Raw genomic sequence first — 940 nt, forward strand, 5'->3', positions numbered from 1 at the left:
TGAAGCGGGCGGAACTTGGACTTTGCCATCTTGTCTTCCTCGATGAGAACGGTGAGAACTGTTCCTCCATCCGGCGATGCCGGATATGAGTTAGCACTCACCAAAGGCGAGTGCTAACGTGGCGCTGAAATAGGCTGGCGGATTGCGAGAGTCAAGGCGCGCGGGAAGGGGCAATGGCAGGAAATTTTTTCGGCCGCTCCGCATGCAGCAAAACACCGGTTCGCTGAATGCCATAAATGCGCAAAGCGCCATGTTTCGCCGGCAAATAGCGGCAAAACACGGCGCGAAGCTCGGATGAGGGTTGGCGCCCGAGGCGTGGGGTTAGATATTCATGCCGCCCGAGACCTCGATGCGCTGCGCGTTGACCCAGCGATTGTCCTGCGACAGCAGCGAGGCGATCATCGGGCCGATATCGTCGGCGACACCCGCACGGCCGAGCGCGGTGACGCCCGCCACCATGCGGTTGATCTCGGCATTGTCACGGACATGGCCGCCATTGAAGTCGGTGGCGATCGCGCCGGGCGCCACGGTGTTGGCGGTGATGCCGCGTGCGCCGAGCTCCTTGGCGAGGTAGCGCGTGAACACCTCGATGCCGCCTTTCATCATAGCGTAAGCCGATGAGCCAGGGGCGGCAAAACGCGCCAGCCCGCTCGAGATGTTGATGATGCGGCCGCCATCGTTGATCAACGGCAGCAGCGCCTGGGTGAGGAAGAACACGCCCTTGAGGTGGGTGTTCATCAGCGTGTCGAATTCCTCTTCTGTCGTCTCGGCGATCGGCTTGCGCAGGCCGGTGCCGGCGTTGTTGACGAGATAGTCGAAACGGTCGCGCTGCCATTTTTCCTGCAACGTCTTCTTCAACGCTGCGACGAAAGCCGGGAAGCTGGCGACCGCGCCTGCGTCGAGCTCGAGCGCCGCGGCGCGGCCGCCCGCCGTCTCGATC

1 protein-coding gene is annotated in these 940 nt (G+C 62.6%); it reads right to left on the bottom strand.

The genetic code is table 11. The annotated features are described in order from the left end of the window. Nucleotides 1-321 precede the first annotated feature (321 nt). A partial coding sequence (locus DH10_RS36100) for an SDR family NAD(P)-dependent oxidoreductase (protein WP_192385976.1) occupies nt 322-940 on the bottom strand: 619 nt, incomplete at its 5' end.

It is taken from the genome of Mesorhizobium silamurunense (assembly GCF_014843825.1).
Classification (GTDB): Bacteria; Pseudomonadota; Alphaproteobacteria; order Rhizobiales; family Rhizobiaceae; genus Mesorhizobium; species Mesorhizobium silamurunense.